The sequence below is a fragment of the Flavobacterium sp. Root420 genome (assembly GCF_001427905.1).
Taxonomy (GTDB): Bacteria; Bacteroidota; Bacteroidia; order Flavobacteriales; family Flavobacteriaceae; genus Flavobacterium.
Map to the genome: position 1 here is coordinate 746,735 of NZ_LMEF01000001.1, position 20,180 is coordinate 766,914.

Sequence of the window (20,180 nt, forward strand, 5' to 3'; positions counted from 1 at the left end):
CCTTTGAACCTCTGCGCCTATGAACCTTTTCAACTTTTAAAAAATTCTCAGTACCTTAGCGCCTCAGAACCTAAGTACCTTCAGAAAAAAATGAAACAAATCACTTCCATTCAAAATCCGTTTATAAAATCGCTTGTTTTACTGCAGGAAAAGGCAAAAGCCCGCAAACAAACCGGAACATTTTTGATTGAAGGTTTACGCGAAATTTCAATCGCTTTAAAAGGTGGCTACGAAATCGAAACTGTTTTATTTTTACCCGAATTGGTTACTGAAAATCAAATTAATAAACTGGTGAATTCGCCAGTTCAATTAATTGAAATCAACAAAGAAGTTTATCAAAAACTGGCTTACCGCGATACTACAGAAGGAATTTTGGCAGTAGCCAAAACCAAATCAATGCAATTGTCTGATTTAAAATTATCTGAGAATCCTTTAATTTTAGTAGCTGAAGCACCTGAAAAACCAGGCAATATCGGAGCACTTTTGCGTACTGCCGATGCCGCGAATCTAGATGCAGTTTTGATTGCCAATCCAAAAAGTGATTTATACAATCCAAACATTGTACGATCAAGCGTAGGCTGTTTGTTTACCAATCAGATTGCCACTGGAACAACGGCTGAAATCATTGCTTTTTTGAAAGAAAAAAAAATTGACTTTTACTGCGCCACTTTACAGAATTCAACCTCTTATCATACTCAGGATTTTACCACTCCAACCGCTTTGGTTGTGGGCACAGAAGCCACTGGCCTAACGCAGGAATGGCGTGATGCTGCTACACAAAACATTATTATTCCAATGCAGGGAGAAATCGACAGCATGAATGTTTCGGTTGCGGCGGCAATTTTAATTTTTGAAGCTAAACGTCAAAGAGGATTTAATTAATTTAAAATTATGAATTATGAGTTATAAGTTATCCTTGGTAATGCTTCTTTTGGGTTTTACTGTTTCGGCACAAATTACGAATCCGGAAGTAGATGAGTTGGTAAATCGTACTATAAAAGCTTTTGATGTACCCGGAATTGCTGTTGCGATTGTAAAAGACGGAAAAGTAGTTCTAGCAAAAGGATACGGCGTAAAATCGATAACGACACAGGAAAAAGTGGATGCTAATACCCTTTTCGGAATTGCATCAAACAGTAAAGCTTTTACCAGTGCTGCGCTTGCCATGTTGGTTGATGAGAAAAAAATAAAATGGGACGATAAGGTAATTCAATATCTACCGGATTTTAAAATGTATGATGATTTTGTTACGCGAGAATTTACTATTCGAGATTTATTAACGCACCGAAGCGGACTCGGACTTGGAGCCGGAGATTTGATGATCTGGCCTGACGGAAGTGATTTTAAAGCCGCTGACATTGTTCACAATTTAAGATATTTAAAACCGGTTTCAAGTTTCAGAACCAAATACGATTACGATAATCTGATGTACATTATTGCAGGTGAAATAGTGCACGTTGTAAGTGGGCAAACCTGGGCTGATTTCGTAGAAACCCGCATCATGAAACCATTAGAAATGGATCAAAGTGTGGCATCTGTAAAACGTTTAAAAGACACTTTGAATGTTATTACGCCTCACGTTCCGATTGATGGGAAATTAAAAACAATCAAACGTTATGAAAATAATCTTTTTGATGGAGCTGCCGGAATTTATTCAAGTGTAAATGATTTGAGTAAATGGGCAATTTTGCAAATCAACAACGGAAAATACGGTGATAACAAACAACTCTTTTCAGAGAAAGAGCACGATGAAATGTGGCAATTGCAAACTATTATTCCCACCAAAACAAAGCCTCCCTATAATACACATTTTTCTGGATATGGTTTAGGCTGGTTTTTGAGTGACGTAAAAGGATATAAACAAGTTTCTCATACCGGAGGTTTAGAAGGAAATGTGACACAGACTACATTGATTCCGGAACTGGGATTAGGAATTATTGTTTTGACCAATCAACAATCCGGAGCGGCTTTTAGTGCTATTACCAATACAATTAAAGACAGTTATTTAGGGGTTAAGTCGGACGACTATGTAACGGTTTACAGCAACCGAATGAAAGCTAGTGAAGCGTCAGCAGATAAAGTGACTGATGAAGTTTGGGCCACTGTTGCCAAAAACAAAAAGAACAAATTAAAAACCGATTTTTCTAAAATCACCGGAACTTACAAAGACAATTGGTTTGGAGAAATTACCATAACAGAAAAAAAAGGAAAGCTATATTTTGCTTCAAAACGTTCTTCACAACTCGTTGGAGAAGTCTTTTTCTACAAAGATGGCAACTATGTCGTAAAATGGAATAACGCCTTTTTTCATGCCGATGCGCATTTGATCTTCAAATATGATGAAAACGGAAAAGTAATCAATCTAAAAATGCTCCCAATTTCAGAATTAACAGATTTCAGTTACGATTTTCAGGATTTGGATTTTACTAAAGAATAGTTTTTTGTTTCAGGTTTCAAGTTTCAAGTTTCAAGTTTCAAGTTTCAAGTTTTTGACTACGATATTCAACCTGAAACTTGAAACCTGAAACAAAATAATTTCACGCTAAAATCAACACTTCTTTCCCTTGCGTATATTCAAACTAATGCTTATTTTTAGTACTTGAACCATGCCGTTATGATAGAAATAGATATTGAAAAAGAAAACAAAGCGATTGCGCAGGAATACAAAGAATTACTTCGAATAAGTTACCAGACTTTAACACCAGCTGATAAAAAACTAATCCGGAAAGCTTTTGATGTGGCTGTTGATGCCCATAAAGAGCAACGACGCAAATCTGGCGAAGCGTATATCTTTCATCCTATTGCAGTTGCGAAAATTGTTGCCTCTGAAATTGGTTTGGGAGCGACCTCTATTGCTGCGGCCTTATTGCACGATGTTGTTGAAGATACCCCAATGACAGTTGAAGATATTGAACGATTATTCAACCCAAAAGTAGCACAATTGGTTGAAGGTCTCACCAAAATTTCGCTGGTTCAAAAAGATTTGAATGCCTCCATGCAGGCTGAGAATTTCAGAAAAATGATCCTTACGCTGAACGATGATGTTCGTGTAATTCTGATTAAGCTGGCCGATCGTCTTCATAATATGCAGACAATGGAATCGATGGTGGAATACAAACAGACCAAAATCGCTTCTGAAACTTTATATATTTACGCCCCACTTGCCCATCGTTTGGGACTTTATAACATAAAAACCAAACTCGAAGATTTAGGTCTAAAATATACAGAACCGGCAGTTTACAATGATATTGTCAGCAAAATCAGAGAAACGAAAGAAGAGCAAGATGCTTATATCAAAGATATTTCAGATGTTCTGAAAAAATCTTTAGACAATGAAGACATCGATTATATCATAAAAGGGCGTCCGAAATCTATTTATTCAATTCGCCGAAAAATGCGTTCTCAGAATGTGAGTTTTGATGAAGTGTACGACAAATTCGCCCTTAGAATTGTTTATAAAGCAGACCCGCATGACGAAAAATTCGTCGCCTGGAAAATCTATTCGATTGTAACAGATCATTACAGACCAAGCCCGAGCCGTTTGCGTGACTGGATTTCATCTCCAAAATCGACAGGTTATGAAGCTTTGCACATTACTGTCATGGGACCAAAAGGTCGTTGGGTTGAAGTGCAGGTTCGAAGTGAGCGCATGGATGAAATTGCCGAAAAAGGATATGCAGCACACTATAAATATAAAAATGGTGCAAGCGAAGAAAGCGGACTTGATGTTTGGCTGAACTTACTTCGCGAAGCATTGGAAAATCCGGAAACGAATGCTGTCGATTTCGTAGAGGATTTTAAAATGAATCTTTATTCGCAGGAAATCTTCGTCTTTACGCCAAAAGGAGAAATAAAATCTTTACCAAAAGGAGCCACTTCTCTCGATTTTGCTTTTAGTATTCACTCTGAAATTGGAATCAAAACTCGAGGAACACGCGTTAACGGACGTTTGGTTCCGTTAAATCACGAGCTTAAAAGTGGCGATCAGGTTGAAGTTATTACATCTGCCAATCAAAAACCAACTGTAAACTGGTTGGAGTATGTAACAACCTCGCGTGCCAAAAATAAAATCAAAAATGTTCTTAATGAGAACACCAAAAAAATTGCTGAAGAAGGAAAAGAGTTATTAACCCGAAAACTGAAGCATTTAAAAATCACCATCAATGAACAGGTTATCAATGAATTGGTTAATTTCTTCAAATTAAAAACAAGCTTAGATTTATTTTACAGAGTTGGAATTGGCGCTATTGAAAATCAGCAATTAAAAGATTACGCTGCTCAGAAAAGCAATACTATCATCAATTTCTTTAAAAATAAAATCAAAAGAAATAAGGATACTGCCGACGAAGATATTCATAAACCAGTCATCAGTAGTAATTACGATATGCTGGTTTTTGGCACCGAACATGACAAACTAGATTATAAGCTTTCGCAATGTTGTAACCCTATTCCGGGTGATGATGTTTTTGGTTTTGTAACCATTAACGAAGGAATAAAAGTGCATAAAAAAGATTGTCCAAACGCGATCGGAATGCAGTCTAATTATGCCTATCGTATCATGAGTGCCAAATGGATTGATTCTTCTCAGGAAGAATTCAAAGCCATTATCAATATTACCGGAATGGATGTTTTAGGACTTACAAATCAGTTAACAAAAGTGATTTCGAACAATATGAGCGTAAATATTCAAAGTATTTCATTGAGTACTGACGCCGGAATTTTTCACGGTCAGATTGCGGTTATTGTTAAAAATAATACCATCTTGAAAAAAATGATCAACGCTATTAAAAAAGTTGACGGGGTTGATAAAGTAACAAGAGAATACAGAACCTAATTTTTTATAAAATATTTGAATTTATGAAATCAGATTCCTTAGAGATTCCGAAAATACAATTTGATGAAAATGGAGCCCTTTTAATTGTTGCTTCTGAATCTTCTTCAAAAGATGATTTCGATTTTTTTCAGGGCAAATCTGTTATTAAAAACAAAAAACTAAAACAAAGATTTGCAAATTGTACGGAGTGGATTGAATTTTTATCAACGCAGGAAATGTATAAAATCCTGAATGGTATTGGCAATATCGATAATTTTATTGCCACTTTTGACGGAGAACCTTTTGAAGGAATGACAGTTCGATTATTTAATCCGAAAACAAAATTATGGAGTATTTATTGGGCTGATTCGACTACAGGGACTTTAGACAAACCAGTGGTTGGTTCATTTGAAAATAAAGTTGGGCATTTTTTCTCAGAAGATATTTTTGAAGGCAAAAATGTATTACAAGTATTTCGATGGGACGCCAGAGATGAAGATAATCCGGTTTGGAGCCAGGCAATGTCTGATGATCAAGGGAAAACGTGGGAATGGAACTGGTACATGTATATGTCTAAGACCAAATAAAAATTTGTTAGTTTTATCATAAATAAAAATAATTATGTTAATTAAGTTTGTTTGAACTTCGTAAAAATAATTGATTCAAAAGCCTGTATTTATTGCATTATTATTAATCAAATCGAGATTCGAACGTTAAACTTTAAACCCGAAACTTTTATTCATTAAAAATAAAAATTTATCTTTGCAGGATATGACACTCATTTCAACTGACAACACTAAGAATCAAGAAATTGTAAAAAATGTTTTTACAATGTATCTTGAGCAAAAAGGGCATCGCAAAACTCCTGAGCGTTATGCTATACTTCAGGAAATTTACGATAGCGAAGAGCATTTTGATATAGAAAACCTTTATATTAAAATGAAAAACAAAAACTATCGTGTGAGTAGAGCAACATTATACAACACGATTGAGTTATTGTTAGACTGCGCTTTGGTTAGAAAACATCAATTTGGACAAAATCAGGCTTACTACGAAAAATCGTATTTCGATAAAAATCACGATCATATTATCATGACGGATTCTGGCGAAGTAATCGAATTTTGTGACCCAAGAATTCAAACCATCAAAAAAACAATCGAAGAAATATTTGATATCGAAATTACGAATCACTCACTTTATTTCTACGGAAACAAAAAGCAAAATCAATAATCCGGAAAGGGAATTATTCAAAAAATAAAAAAAGAAAATTAACTACATTAATCAGTAGGGCAACTTAAATTGCCTCAACGCAAATTAAAACAGAATGACCGTAGATTTATTACTAGGATTACAATGGGGAGATGAAGGTAAAGGAAAAATTGTTGACGTTCTTACCTCAAATTATGATATTATTGCACGTTTTCAAGGAGGACCAAATGCAGGACATACATTAGAATTTGACGGAATTAAACACGTACTAAGAACCATTCCTTCTGGAATTTTTCATAAAAATTCAATTAACATCATTGGAAATGGTGTTGTAATAGATCCGGTAGTTTTTCAAAAAGAGATTGAAGGTTTAGAGAAATTCAACCTTGACATCAAAAGTAAATTGATCATTTCAAGAAAAGCGCATTTAATTTTACCTACTCACCGTTTATTAGATGCAGCTTCTGAGGCATCAAAAGGAAAAGCAAAAATTGGTTCTACACTTAAAGGAATTGGACCAACGTATATGGACAAAACCGGTAGAAACGGATTGCGTGTTGGAGATGTTGAATTAGAAGATTTCAAGGAACGTTACAGAGCATTAGCAGACAAACACGAAGCAATGATTGCTTTTTATGATGTTGCTATCCAATATAACTTAGCTGAACTTGAAAAAGAGTTCTTTGAAGCTATTGAAGAATTAAAAAAATTAGATTTTATTGACAGTGAAGAATATATATACCAGGCTCAAAAAGCAGGTAAATCTATTTTATGCGAGGGGGCTCAGGGATCTTTACTAGATGTTGATTTCGGAACTTATCCTTTTGTAACTTCATCAAACACTACAGCTGCCGGAGCTTGTACTGGTTTAGGAATTGCTCCTAACCAAATCAAAGAAGTTTACGGAATTTTCAAAGCTTACGTTACACGTGTTGGCAGCGGGCCTTTTCCAACTGAACTTTTTGACGAAGTTGGTGCTACAATGGCAAGAGTTGGAAACGAATTTGGATCTGTTACAGGAAGACAAAGACGTTGTGGATGGCTAGACTTAGTTGCTTTAAAATACGCTGTTCAGGTAAACGGAGTAACGCAGTTAATGATGATGAAAGGTGACGTTCTTTCAGGATTCGAAACGCTAAAAGTATGTACAGCTTACAACTATAAAGGACAAACTATCTCTCACTTTCCTTATAACATCGAGCCAGAAAATGTAACTCCTCTTTATAAAGAATTTAAAGGGTGGCAAGCTGACTTGACGGGAATGACCACTTACGATCAATTGCCAAAAGAGCTAAAAGAATATATTGAATATATTGAGAAAGAAGTCGAAGTGCCAATCAAAATCGTATCGGTTGGACCAGACAGAAAGCAAACAATAATGCACTAACAACACTAAACGCTCTGACAATCAGGGCGTTTTTTTATACAAATATTTACGCCATGAAAAACCCGGAAATTAAAGTTACAGAAACTAAATTATTATCAGACAATTGGTACATGCTTAATAAGGTAACTTTTACTTATGAAAAAGAAAACGAAAAAGTTCAGACTCATATTCGCGAAGTGTATGATCGCGGAAACGGTGCCGGAATTTTATTATACAATTCAACTAAAAAAACGGTTATTCTAACAAGACAATTTCGCTTACCCACTTTTCTTAACGGAAATAAAACCGGAATGATGATCGAGGTTTGCGCGGGACTTTTAGATGAAGATAATCCGGAAGAATGTATCATTCGTGAAACCGAAGAAGAAACAGGGTATCGCATTAAAAAAGTGGATAAGGTTACAGAAACTTATATGTCTCCAGGAGCTGTAACAGAAATCTTATATTTGTTTACCGGCGAATATGACGAAAGCATGAAAGTGAGCGATGGCGGTGGGTTAGCTTCCGAACAAGAAAACATTCAGGTTTTAGAATATACTTTTGATGAAGCTTATGCGATGATCGAATCTGGTGAAATTGTTGATGCCAAAACTATTATTTTGTTGCAACATGCTAAGATAAAGGGATTGATTTAGATTTTTTGAGTATTTTTAACTACTTAAAAGACTAAAAATGTTCAAAATTAAAATAGTACTTTTTCTGTTTTTCCCATTTATGTTGAGTTCACAAAACGAAAAATGGCCAGTCGAAAAACTAAAACAAGATCTGACGATTTTTAAGGAAATAAGAGAAAAAGCAAATTCCGGATTATATAAATACAAAACGAAGCAGCAAATTGACAGTATTTATTCCTGGGCATTTTCAAAAATCAACAAACCTCAAACACTGCTTGATTTTTATAAAATAATTTTAGAAATCACTAATTTCGAAGGCAGTTTACATAATGACACAAGTCTTCCAGATGGGTTTGAAAATAAAAACGCGTCTGGAAGTGTTTTTTTTCCTTATCCGGTGAAACTTATAGAGGACAATTTATTAATCAATTTTAAGAATTCTGAAATCCCTTTAGGTTCTAAAATTCATAGTCTTAACGGAATTAAAACCAATAATTTTTTAAAATCACTTTATAAATATTATACAACAGATGGTTATAATATTTCTGGAAAAGCAATTGGAATTGGAAGTTCTTTTGCTACATATTTTGAAATAGAATACGGCTCTCAAAAAAAATTCAAAGTTGAATATTCACTCCCGAATCAAACTCAAAAACTAATTAAAACGGTTTTAGGAATTTCAAATGAAGCCCGAAAAGTAAATTTTAAAAATCGTTTTTCACTTCCTTTTGACAGCTTACAATATAGTAGGGCCAAAGAAAAATATTCTTTTAAAATTGTTTCTCAAAATACAGCTTTGCTTTCGATCCATACTTTTTCGATTGGAAGAAATGCTAAAGACAAAGAACATTTGGCATATAAAACTTATTTAGACAGCTGTTTTAAATACCTTTCTAATAATTCACAAATCAAAAACTTAATTGTCGATGTACGAAATAATGGCGGAGGCACTGACCCAAACGACATTGTAAGCTTTTCTTATCTCGCTCAAAAGCCTTTTCGGGAAAATACTGATGCCTATGTTATTTTTCAGAATATTCCGTTTCCAAATTATTTAGTTTATGAAGAAACCGAACCTCAAAAGCAACAGGAAGAAAGAAATGATTTTGAAGCCGATTTAAAAGAAGAATTTCCGAAATTAGAAAATGGTAAATACAATCAGGACAAAAAGTTCAACCTTTTATTGCAACCGGACAAAAACAGTTTTAAGGGGCAGATTTATTTATTACTAAGTCCTAGAATAGCTTCGGCAGGTTCACTTTTTGCTTCTTTAGTTGCGGGAAATACCAATGCAATAACAATTGGAGAAGAAACTATGGGAGGTTATTTTGGCCATAATGGCCATACTCCTATTGAATATGAATTGCCAAATACAAAAATTAAAACACAATTTTCGATTGTAAATTTAGATCAGGATGTTCCCAAAAAAACAAATCAGATTTTTGGAAGAGGAATCATTCCAGATCATATAGTCAAACAAACATTAGAAGACTTTTTACAAAACAAGGATACTCAATTTGAATATACTCTAAAACTTATTGATCAAAAATAAAATGAAATTATTTAAGAATAAATATCTTCGAATATTAGTATTCCTTTTTATAATAATGAATATTGTTGCTTTTTTTCATGCTTATAGATTCACCCATTTTGCAGACGATAATCCTGAAAAAACAAAAAGTCCCCAAAAAATATCGTCGTTTGAAAAAGTAAAAACTTTATTTTTTGGAGTGAATAATCCTAAACCCAAAAACACAAAATTTCCCACTCAAAAATATAAAACTTTAAAACTACATAGCAATAAAGAAATTGAATGCTGGCTAATTAAAACCGAGAAATCAAAAGGTACAATTATATTATTTCACGGTTATGGCGGAGAAAAATCTTCCATGATTTCAAAATCTGACGAATTTATAAAATTAGGTTTCAATACTATGCTTGTCGACTTTATGGGAAGTGGAAATTCTCAAGGAAACCAGACTACAATTGGTTTTAATGAGGCTGAAGAAGTAAAAACTTCATTTGATTACTTACATCGAACAGGAGAAAAAAATATTTACTTATTTGGCACTTCGATGGGGGCTGTTGCTATCATGAAATGCATTAATGATACTAAAATAAAACCGAAAGGAATAATCATTGAATGCCCGTTTGGATCAATGTATACAACAGTTTGTGCCAGATTTAAAAAAATGAATGCACCAACTTTTCCTATGGCACGAATTTTACTTTTCTGGGGTGGCATTCAAAATGGATTTTGGGGATTTAATCACAATCCAACGGAATATGCGAAAAATATAAATTGTCCAACTCTACTTCTTTACGGAGAAAAAGATAAAAGTGTTAGTCGAAAGGAAATTGATGAAATTTTTGCAAACCTAACAGGACAAAAGGAACTTATTACTTATAAAAATACAGGGCACGAAAATTATCTTATAAAGAACAAAAAAGAATGGGTCAAAAATATTTCTACTTTTATAAATATAACCACTAGTAATTAAAACATTTAAAAAACCAAAAAACTAATTTTGCTCAAATCCTGCGAAATTATTTATGTTGAAACTATTATTTTGTTGCAACATGCTAAGATAAAAGGGCTGATTTAGAAATATTTTAAATACCTTTAAAATAAAAATAGTTGTGCATTTAATTAGAATAAAAATATTCGCTGTAGCATTCTTACTATCCATACCAGTATTTTCTCAAGATAATAATGATACAGAAGATTTACAAACGAAAGAATTCAATTTAGCAAATGAGTATTTAAAAAATGCTTATTTGACGACTGCTATAAATTCATTTTATTATGTTAATAGACTTAATTCAAAAACATTAATTGGAAATATTTCTGTTAAAAGAGCAGATTCATTAAAAATAATTCTCCGAAAAAATCTAATTACCGAATTGACTGGAAATTGGAAAATGTTTGATGATGTTCCCTCCTGGGTTATGCGAGAAGACAGTATAGTTGGTAAAATGATCCAAATAAATAGCAACGAAATTCAGTTTTACGAATTGATAAAAAATGCTAAGAGCTGGAAGTTAGTCAAACCTGAAAAAATACTTTATTCGGACTCTTTAAGTGGCGATTCATCATATTCTGAATTAATTTATTCTAATAATGAAATTTGGCAATATTCTATAGATGAAAAAACCGGGTATTTAAACTTAACTTATACTGGAGATAAAACTGAAACCGGAAGAACAGAAATAATTTGTGGAACAGTGACAAAAACTTATTTCAAATTACAATAGCTTCATTATTCGATAATTCAAAATGATAATCAAATAAACTATTCTGCAAATTGTGTAATTCATTTGAACGAGTATTAAAATAACTTTACATCAATAAAAAACCAGTTTTATGAAAAAGTTATATTACACTTCAAATATTATGCTTTTAGTTGTTTTGGTTTTATTAGGTTCTTGCGTAAAAAGCAAAACTATAAAAAGAACGGAAGCAAATAATCACAAAACAGTTGAATACAAAAAACCAGAATCATCTGTTAGTTTTAAATTTGAAAAAACAAAACAATGGCTTGACTCTATCAAAGGCGACTCAACTAAACTTGATATTGCTTATGCTGTCAACAGAACCGATAAAGCAAATTTAATCAAAATGGATTCAGTTGTAATTCCGACTGATTTTAGCGGTGATTTGGTTTATTACCTTCCATTTCCCTTGCATGTTGCTGCTTTAGAAGAGGTTTCAAAAGTGTTGATTTTCTCCTATCCTACTCAAACTTTTGCTGCATATGAAAATGGTGAATTAGTATATACAGGGCCAACTAATATGGGAAGAAAAAAAGATCCAACACCAACCGGATTATTTTTCACCAATTGGAAAGCCGAAAAAACGACTAGTACCTTTAACGATGAGTGGGACTTAAAATGGAACTTTAATATCGAAAATAAATTAGGCGTTGGTTTTCACGAATATGAATTACCAGGTTATCCTGCCTCTCATTCTTGCTTACGTTTACTAGAAAAAGATGCAAAACACCTTTATAAATGGGCAGACGAATGGATTTTGAAAGATAGTGAAAATGTAAAAGTGAAAGGAACTCCGGTAATTGTTTTTGGAAGTTATAATTTTGACGGGCCAAAACCGTGGTTTGAATTAGTGAACGATCCAAAAGCATTAAATATTTCAGAATCTGAAATTGAAGCTCAGGTTCAACCTTTTTTACAGAAAATATTAGACAATCAAAAACTTAGAGAAGGAGATCAAACTCCAACATCGTAAATCTTCATTTACATATAAATATATCATTTCTGAAATCAGCTAAAGCAATTGTTTTTAGCTGATTTTTTCATTTTATGTGTATAAACATAATCTCAAGCAAAGTCGCGAAGTCGCAAAGAAAATAAACTTTTCGACTTCGCGACTTTGCACGAAATAGTTAGCGAACTTTGCGTAAAACCTTGTGAACTTTGCGGTTAAATTTAACTTATTAACGAATTAAACAAAAGTGATCTTAATTTCAGAGAAGATTAAAAATAAAAAAGGCATAAGATTTAAACTCTTATGCCTTTTGTTTTATATCGAAAACTAAAATTATCTTGAATAATTTGGAGCTTCTTTTGTAATAGTTACGTTGTGTGGGTGACTTTCAGTAATTCCGCTTGACGTGATTCTAACAAAACGCCCTGTTTCTTGTAAAGTCGGAATATCTTTTGAACCACAGTATCCCATTCCGGCACGAAGACCACCAATGAATTGAAGCATACTTTCGTTTAATTCTCCTTTGTAAGGAACACGACCTACAATTCCTTCCGGAACTAATTTTTTTACATCGTCTTCAACATCCTGAAAATAACGGTCTTTAGAACCTGTTTGCATGGCTTCAACAGACCCCATTCCTCGGTAAGATTTGAATTTTCTTCCTTCAAAAATAATGGTTTCACCCGGAGATTCTTTTGTTCCGGCTAATAATGACCCTAACATTACACAATCAGCACCTGCAGCGATAGCTTTAGGAATATCTCCTGTGTAACGAATTCCACCATCAGCAATAACAGGAACTCCAGTTCCTTTGATAGCTGCAGCAACTTCTAAAACTGCTGAGAACTGAGGAAAACCAACACCTGCAACGATACGGGTTGTACAGATAGAACCAGGTCCGATTCCTACTTTTACACCGTCAGCACCATTGGCTACTAAATATTTAGCGGCTTCAGGAGTTGCAATGTTTCCAACAATTACATCAATATTTGGGAATTTTGTTTTTATTTCTTTTAATGTGTTTACTACACCTTCAGTATGCCCGTGAGCGGTATCAATAATAATAGCATCAACACCTGCAGCAACTAATGCCTCAGCTCTCTGAACTGCATCACCGGTAACTCCAATAGCAGCAGCAACTCTTAAACGTCCGTAAACATCTTTGTTAGCGATTGGTTTTTGAGTCAATTTTGTGATATCTCTAAAAGTAATTAAACCAACTAACTCATAATTAGCATTTACAACTGGTAGTTTTTCAATTTTGTGGCCTTGTAAAACTACTTCGGCTTGTTCTAATGAAGTTCCTTCGGCAACAGTAACTAAGTTTGTACTTGTCATTACCTCAGCAATTGGTCTTGCTCCGTTTTTCTCGAAACGTAAATCACGATTGGTTACGATTCCTTTTAAAATTCTGTTTTCATCAACAATTGGAATACCGCCAATTCCGAATTCTTTCATTGCATTTTTTGCATCTGCAATTGTTGAAGTCATTGGTAAGGTTACCGGATCGATAATCATTCCGGATTCTGCACGTTTTACTTTTCTAACCTTCGCAGCTTGTTGCTCGATGGTCATGTTTTTATGTAAAACACCAATTCCGCCTTCTTGCGCCATAGCGATTGCCATTGCACTTTCAGTAACGGTATCCATAGCAGCTGATACTATAGGAACGTTTAGTGTTATATTTCTTGAGAATTTTGATTTGATACTCACTTCGCGAGGAAGCACATTAGAGTAGTTAGGTACTAATAATACATCGTCGTAAGTTAAACCTTCGCCGATAATCTTGGAGTTGTGTGCTATCATGTTGCAATTTCTAGTTGAATTGCGTGCAAATATAGTGAATAAATTGGAAACAAGAATACTAACTTATTCTTAATTTTTTTTTGAACCCATGCATGTCTTTTTTGAACCATATAAGTTCATAGAAGTGATATAAGATTTTTGTCTATATATTAAGCGGTGATTTCTAAATCATATAAGAAATACGGGTGTATTAAATATTTTTTTATGACCTCTATCTCGCTAATCACCCAGCAAAATAACATAAACTTATATTACTTATATGGTGGAAAATCAATTAAAATCGGCGTCTTTTTTAAATCATATAAGGAATTGATTTTCTCTTATTTTATATGATCGCTATCTCGCTAAATCACGCAACAAAATAACATGAACTTACATTACTTATATGGTGGAAAAAGTCAATCATCTGATGCAGGGACAATAAAATTGATTCCGAATTGAAACGCGAGACTATTTGCCTTCGAGACATCTCTATATTCAAGGATATTGTCGACGAGTGCATAGATATTGACTTTTCCTATTGTTCCCGAAAGTCCCAAGCCAATATTTTTACTGGAATAAGAATCGAATGTATAAGTGGCCTTGAAATCTAATTTTTCGAAAATACTTCGTTTGTAAAAAGCCGTAAAAGCTACAAAAGGTGCATTTGGCATTGTCATAGCAAACAATTGACCCCCAACTGCATTAAGGTATCTTCTTTTGGCGGACGCTTTACAATTGCATTCTTCATCTGACCTGTATTCTCCGAAAGAATATTGAACAGAAGAATACAATTTGGTTGGGCGCCAGGTGGTATATTTATTATAAAGCGTATCACGTGGAATAGCTTTTTCAAAATCATCAAAGACATCATCAGGATTATTTGTATTGTCGAAAACAGGATTTGCACCTTCGTATCTATAAGTTCCTTTATAGGTTATAGTTTCGATATCTTTAGACTGATTCACAAATCCCAGATCAATAATACTTGCCGTAAACTGAAGATTGTCTCTGAAGTAATACGTAATTCCGGCATCAAAACCCAAACCTAAACTCCCATTAAAAAAGGTGTTGTGCGCGATATCTTCTGCAACACTTCCTTCATATTCATCTTTGGTAAATTTTGCAATTCCGGACGTCCTAAGTTCCAGATTTGAGGAAATTATTTGCGTGTAAATATTTGGAGTACCCTCATTTTGAGCTGTGTAAATAAATCCTGAATTTCGTGTCGATGTAGCATTAGCACCACTTGAATATAATTTGGCACGGCCTCCTAAAACCACTTTTTCGTTTAATTTTTTATGAAACCCGACATGAAGAACAGAGAGCACTTCGGCTCTTACATTGATATCGGCCAAATTAAATGATTTTCCGACATAATCCTTATTTCCGTCTAAGACAAATACAGCAGGGTCTTTTGGAACGTACATTAAAAAATCAAACTCCTGATAAGCTCCAAATGAAATATAAGATTGACTGTCTTCGCCTCCAACCCTAAAACCACCGGAAAACAATTCTAATTGTTCATTGACCTGAGCTTTGTCTTTGTTTGATGATTTGTTTATAATATTTCGGACTTTATCATTAAAATCAACTCCATTATTGGCAAATAAATCATAAGCCGAGAAACTGCTTGAACCCAAATTAGCCGAAATTCCGGATAAAACAGGAATTCCAAAGTAATATTTATACGAAACATCAGCGCCCGGATTAACCAATGACGATTGCGGAATTGATGTAAAATTATACAAGAGCGATCTGTTTTGGGCAAAACAAATTAACTGCAAAGACAGCATTAAAATTAAGCACGCTTTTCTCATTCGATTTCCATATAAACGGTTGCACTTGATCGTAATTTTAAATTACCTAAACTGTTTTCGTCTATAGGCGGACCGGAAGCTACCTGAATTAAAAAACCAACTTTTGTAGTGTGCTTTAAAAGTCTTAATCTTTCGTTTTCAAAAACTTCTGTAGGGTATTTTATTACATTTGAAGTTCCTGAATAGGCCGGAATCGCAAACGGGATCGTTTGAAGAACCTTATCATTATCATTTAAAAGTAATATATTGAGGGTGAAAGCTCTGTTTATGTTGTTTTCGATTTCAAAATTCAATTCAGCCTTAACCAGATTTTCATTAAAAAATTCCTTTCTAAAAGCATCAAATTCCTCTATATCAGATGCAAATTGTTGTGCCTGACCGTCAACAACAAATTGATTGGCAGGAACATTGAAATGTGCCAGATTAGCGACGAAAACAGGTTTTAACGTAAGATCGTTAACCTGATCAAAATCTAAATCGCTCGAGCATGAAATGAATAAGAATACAAAAACTAAAGTTTTAATTACGCTTTTTAGGATATTTGTTTTCATTAGTACCGAATTAGATAGTCAGTAATAACGCTGATTTATTGATAGTTATTACATATAAATAATAAATATACTACTTTTTAATGAAATTTCCCGAACAATTTTGAAGCTTCATTATAAGCACTCTCAAAACTTAAGGAGTTTAATCCTGTTGTTTTTTTAGTAGCAGTAAAATAGGAAATCAGTTTTTCTGTAGGCATATTTCCGGTCAATTTATCGGTAGCCATTGGGCATCCGCCAAAACCTTGAATAGCTCCATCAAAGCGAGTACAGCCTGCTTTTGAAGCTGCATCTATTTTTTCGAACCAGCTATCAGGAGTTGTATGTAAATGTGCACCAAATTCTATCTGAGGATATTTTGGAATTAAATTAGAGAAAAGATAAGTGATCACTTCCTGAGTAGAACTTCCGACTGTATCGGAAAGTGATAAGATTTTAACTCCCATTTTTGAAAGTTTTTCGGTCCACTCGCCTACTATTTCAACATTCCAGGGATCTCCATACGGATTTCCAAAACCCATTGAAAGATAGGTTACGACTTCTTTATTTTTCTTATCGGCAATTTCAAGAATTTCTTCCAGAGTAATTAATGATTCAGCAATCGTTTTATGGGTATTTCGCATTTGAAAATTCTCAGAAATAGAAAAAGGAAATCCTAAATACTGAATTACTTCATGTTCTGAAGCTGCTGCTGCTCCTTGTGTATTGGCAATTATCGCCAGCAATTTACTTGTAGTTTGAGAAAGATCAAGTTGTGCTAAAACCTCGGCCGTATCCTGCATTTGCGGGATCGCTTTTGGAGACACAAAGCTTCCAAAATCAATGGTATCAAAACCCACCCGAAGCAATGCCTGGATGTATGAAACCTTATTTTTTGTCGGAATAAAGGTTTTGATACCTTGCATGGCATCTCTCGGACATTCGATAATCTTGATCTCTTTATTCAAAACTTATTCTTTTATGAAGGCTAAGTTAGCTTCTTTTTTAAAGAAATAAAAGTTATAATTTTCATTAAATCAAATATTACTCAATATTGTAATATTTTACAATATTACCTAAAAACGTAATAATTACAAATATTACGTAAAAACGTAATAATAAAAAATATTCCTTATATTTGTAATATTAAGTTTATTTATTTTTAATTATATTTGAATCTATGACAAGCGTAATTACTGGTGACATAATTGGTTCGAGACAGCAAAAATCGAAAGATTGGGTCGAAGATTTAAAAAGAATCTTGTCTCCGTTTGGCGAAACCCCAAGCCAATGGGAAGTCTACAGAGGTGATGAATTTCAGGTGGAAATAAAAAATCCTCAAGAAGCCTTATTAGCAGCTATTTTAATAAAAGCCCATTTAAGAGCCGTAAAATTAGACGCAAGGATGAGCATTGGGATTGGAGATAAAACATATAATGCTGAAAAAATATCCGAAAGCAACGGTGGTGCTTTTATACATTCGGGAGAACTTTTTGAAACTTTAAAAAAGCAAAAAGTAACTTTAGCAATGCGAACCGGAAATACAGATATTGATGAAAAAATGAATTTGATGATTCAGCTGGCTTTGACTTTTATGGACAACTGGCTGGTACAATCTGCAGAATTTGTTGCAATCGCTATAGAAAACCCAACTTTATCACAAGAAGAACTGGGTCAAAAATTAGGTATCAACCAAGCAGCCGTGAGCCGTAGACAAAAGCGAGCTCAATTTGATTTGGTTATGAATTTAGATCGTTATTTTAGGACACAAATAAAACAACTTACAGCCCCATGATTTTATTTATAAAACTACTGTTAGCACATTTATTGGGCGATTTTATCTGGCAACCAACTTCATGGGTAGCCGATAAAGAAATTAAAAAACATAAAAGTATTTACTTATACTTTCATGTTCTGCTACATGGAGTTTTAGCGGCAATTTTGGTTTGGGAAATCAGCTTTATTCCATATGCTGTTTTAATAGCCATTACACATGGAATTATTGACGTCATCAAATTAAATTTTCAGAAACCAAAAACAAAACGTATCTGGTTTATTGCAGATCAAATCGCCCATATTTTGATTTTAATTGGGATTATACTCCTCTATAAAAACAAAAGCATTATTTATTTTTGGCAAGACAATGAATTTTGGATTTTATTGACCGGAATCTTATTGGTAACCAAACCTGCTTCTATTATAATTAAAACCATCATATCGATTTGGAGTCCCGAAAATGAAAATACCCACGCCGATAATTCACTTGCCCATGCAGGAAACTACATTGGTATTTTAGAAAGATTATTTGTCTTCTGTTTTATCTTAACAGGGCATTTTGAAGCGATCGGTTTTTTATTGGCAGCCAAGTCGATTTTTAGGTTTGGAGATTTACAAGAAGCTAAAGACCGAAAACTAACCGAATACGTTTTAATTGGTACTCTAATCAGTTTTGGAATTGCGATATTGACCGGATTAATTGTTCAGGCGCTTCTTTTACAATTGCCCTAAAACTTTTTTATTTATTGCCTTTATTAAGGCTGGACCTTCATATATAAAGCCAGTATATAACTGTACTAAGCTTGCTCCGGCATTTAGCTTTTCAATTGCATCATCGGCAGAATGAATTCCTCCTACTCCAATAATTGGGAATGCTTTATTACTTTTTTCCGAAAGAAAGCGAATCACTTCAGTCGAGCGTTTCGTTAATGGTTTTCCGGATAACCCTCCCATTTCAGATTGATTTTCAGATTGTAATCCCTCCCTTGAAATAGTTGTGTTCGTTGCAATCACACCAGCGATTTGTGTTGTTTTTACAATATCAATAATATCCAATAATTGCTCGTCTGTTAAGTCCGGAGCAATTTTTAAAAGAATTGGTTTTACTTTTTGACTACTTGTTTTTTGTTTTTCTACATTTCTGTTTTGTAATGTTTGCAACAAAGCAGTTAAAGGTTCTTTATCTTGTAGAGCTCTTAAGTTTGGTGTGTTTGGCGAACTTACATTCACTACGAAATAATCTACATGATCAAACAAAGCATCAAAACAAATGATATAATCGTCAACGGCGTTTTCGTTTGGAGTCAATTTGTTTTTCCCAATGTTTCCTCCAATTAAAACTCCTGAATTCTTTTTTAAACGTTCTACAGCTTCCAGAACTCCACCGTTATTAAACCCCATTCGGTTAATAATCGCCTGATCTTCTTTTAAACGAAATAAACGTTTTTTAGGATTTCCTTCCTGACCAACCGGAGTTATGGTTCCTATTTCAATAAAACCAAAACCAAAGTCCGAAAGTTCTTTATATAACTTGGCGTCTTTATCAAATCCTGCAGCCAGCCCAACCGGATTTTTGAATTTAATTCCGAAAACTTCACGCTCTAAACGACTGTCTTTTACTTCGTAAATTGATTTTATAATTGATGAAACTCCCGGGATCTTTGAAATGAATTTAACAAATGAAAAAGTAAAATAATGTACTTCTTCTGGATCAAAACAAAAAAGTATCGGACGAATTATCAATTTATACATAAGAATGTGTTGTGTTATTTTTTCGGATGCAAATTTAATTATAATACTTGAAAGAGGCTATTTTTTCTAAAAAACAAATTCTAATAGTTTTCAGGTTCATTAATTATGAGATGACAAAATCATGTTTTTAACGTTGCAAGTTATAAAATGAAACAAACATCAAGCTTGCAACAGACTTCACGCTTTATTTATTACTTAATTTTGAAAAATTTAAGAAAATCCTTGTTGAAAATTCTTTATTTCAAAATAAATATTCCTAGATGTAAATAAAT

The 20,180-nt window shown here is 33.7% G+C and carries 18 protein-coding genes; 13 read left to right on the forward strand and 5 right to left on the reverse strand.

Annotated features, from left to right (window positions below):
- Nucleotides 1-90 precede the first annotated feature (90 nt).
- From ASC72_RS03285 to ASC72_RS03335, 11 genes are all read left to right on the forward strand, one after another.
- Entirely contained in the window at nt 91-882 is a 792-nt protein-coding gene (locus ASC72_RS03285) for an RNA methyltransferase (protein WP_056186914.1), read from the forward strand.
- Between the two features lie 16 nt (nt 883-898).
- Entirely contained in the window at nt 899-2,437 is a 1,539-nt protein-coding gene (locus tag ASC72_RS03290; RefSeq protein ID WP_056186640.1) for a serine hydrolase, read from the forward strand.
- 177 nt (nt 2,438-2,614) lie between these two features.
- Nucleotides 2,615-4,834: a bifunctional (p)ppGpp synthetase/guanosine-3',5'-bis(diphosphate) 3'-pyrophosphohydrolase gene (locus ASC72_RS03295; protein ID WP_056186643.1), complete on the forward strand. Its 2,220-nt coding sequence runs from the start codon at nt 2,615-2,617 to the stop codon at nt 4,832-4,834.
- A gap of 23 nt (nt 4,835-4,857) precedes the next feature.
- Nucleotides 4,858-5,400 (forward strand): hypothetical protein, encoded by a 543-nt coding sequence (locus tag ASC72_RS23540; RefSeq protein ID WP_082564222.1) that lies wholly within the window; start codon nt 4,858-4,860, stop codon nt 5,398-5,400.
- Between the two features lie 184 nt (nt 5,401-5,584).
- The gene (locus ASC72_RS03305; protein WP_056186646.1) at nt 5,585-6,043 is read left to right on the forward strand and encodes a Fur family transcriptional regulator; all 459 of its coding nucleotides are present in this window, start codon (nt 5,585-5,587) and stop codon (nt 6,041-6,043) included.
- Nucleotides 6,044-6,137: 94 nt separating this feature from the next.
- Nucleotides 6,138-7,409, forward strand: coding sequence for an adenylosuccinate synthase (locus tag ASC72_RS03310; protein ID WP_056186648.1), 1,272 nt, complete (start codon nt 6,138-6,140; stop codon nt 7,407-7,409).
- A gap of 53 nt (nt 7,410-7,462) precedes the next feature.
- Nucleotides 7,463-8,044: an NUDIX domain-containing protein gene (locus ASC72_RS03315; protein WP_056186650.1), complete on the forward strand. Its 582-nt coding sequence runs from the start codon at nt 7,463-7,465 to the stop codon at nt 8,042-8,044.
- Nucleotides 8,045-8,081: 37 nt separating this feature from the next.
- Entirely contained in the window at nt 8,082-9,575 is a 1,494-nt protein-coding gene (locus ASC72_RS03320; RefSeq protein ID WP_056186652.1) for a S41 family peptidase, read from the forward strand.
- A 1-nt stretch (nt 9,576) separates the two neighbouring features.
- Nucleotides 9,577-10,524, forward strand: a complete 948-nt coding sequence (locus ASC72_RS03325; protein ID WP_056186917.1) for an alpha/beta hydrolase — start codon at nt 9,577-9,579, stop codon at nt 10,522-10,524.
- Between the two features lie 139 nt (nt 10,525-10,663).
- Nucleotides 10,664-11,278, forward strand: coding sequence for a hypothetical protein (locus ASC72_RS03330; RefSeq protein ID WP_056186655.1), 615 nt, complete (start codon nt 10,664-10,666; stop codon nt 11,276-11,278).
- A gap of 109 nt (nt 11,279-11,387) precedes the next feature.
- A complete protein-coding gene (locus ASC72_RS03335) occupies nt 11,388-12,269 on the forward strand; it encodes a L,D-transpeptidase (RefSeq protein WP_056186659.1) in 882 nt (293 codons plus the stop codon).
- Between the two features lie 312 nt (nt 12,270-12,581).
- Here the strand turns inward: ASC72_RS03335 and guaB are convergent, their stop codons facing one another.
- The 4 genes from guaB to ASC72_RS03355 form a co-directional block, all read right to left on the reverse strand.
- Complete coding sequence (gene guaB / locus ASC72_RS03340) at nt 12,582-14,054, reverse strand: IMP dehydrogenase (protein WP_056186661.1); 1,473 nt, start codon at nt 14,052-14,054, stop codon at nt 12,582-12,584.
- Nucleotides 14,055-14,452: 398 nt separating this feature from the next.
- Entirely contained in the window at nt 14,453-15,853 is a 1,401-nt protein-coding gene (locus tag ASC72_RS03345) for a DUF5723 family protein (protein WP_056186664.1), read from the reverse strand.
- Nucleotides 15,850-16,404 (reverse strand): hypothetical protein, encoded by a 555-nt coding sequence (locus tag ASC72_RS03350; protein ID WP_056186667.1) that lies wholly within the window; start codon nt 16,402-16,404, stop codon nt 15,850-15,852. The genes ASC72_RS03345 and ASC72_RS03350 overlap by 4 nt, the downstream gene beginning before the upstream one ends.
- A 77-nt stretch (nt 16,405-16,481) precedes the next feature.
- Complete coding sequence (locus ASC72_RS03355; RefSeq protein ID WP_056186670.1) at nt 16,482-17,348, reverse strand: hydroxymethylglutaryl-CoA lyase; 867 nt, start codon at nt 17,346-17,348, stop codon at nt 16,482-16,484.
- Between the two features lie 212 nt (nt 17,349-17,560).
- Here ASC72_RS03355 and ASC72_RS03360 point away from each other — a divergent pair, with 212 nt between their 5' ends.
- On the forward strand, nt 17,561-18,175 hold the full coding sequence (locus ASC72_RS03360) for a SatD family protein (protein ID WP_056186673.1): 615 nt from the start codon (nt 17,561-17,563) through the stop codon (nt 18,173-18,175).
- Nucleotides 18,172-18,888: a DUF3307 domain-containing protein gene (locus tag ASC72_RS03365; protein ID WP_056186676.1), complete on the forward strand. Its 717-nt coding sequence runs from the start codon at nt 18,172-18,174 to the stop codon at nt 18,886-18,888. Before ASC72_RS03360 ends, ASC72_RS03365 begins: the two co-directional genes overlap by 4 nt.
- Here the strand turns inward: ASC72_RS03365 and ASC72_RS03370 are convergent.
- Nucleotides 18,874-19,908, reverse strand: a complete 1,035-nt coding sequence (locus ASC72_RS03370; protein ID WP_056186679.1) for a quinone-dependent dihydroorotate dehydrogenase — start codon at nt 19,906-19,908, stop codon at nt 18,874-18,876. The two genes, ASC72_RS03365 and ASC72_RS03370, sit on opposite strands and share 15 nt — an antisense overlap.
- Nucleotides 19,909-20,180: the final 272 nt, after the last annotated feature.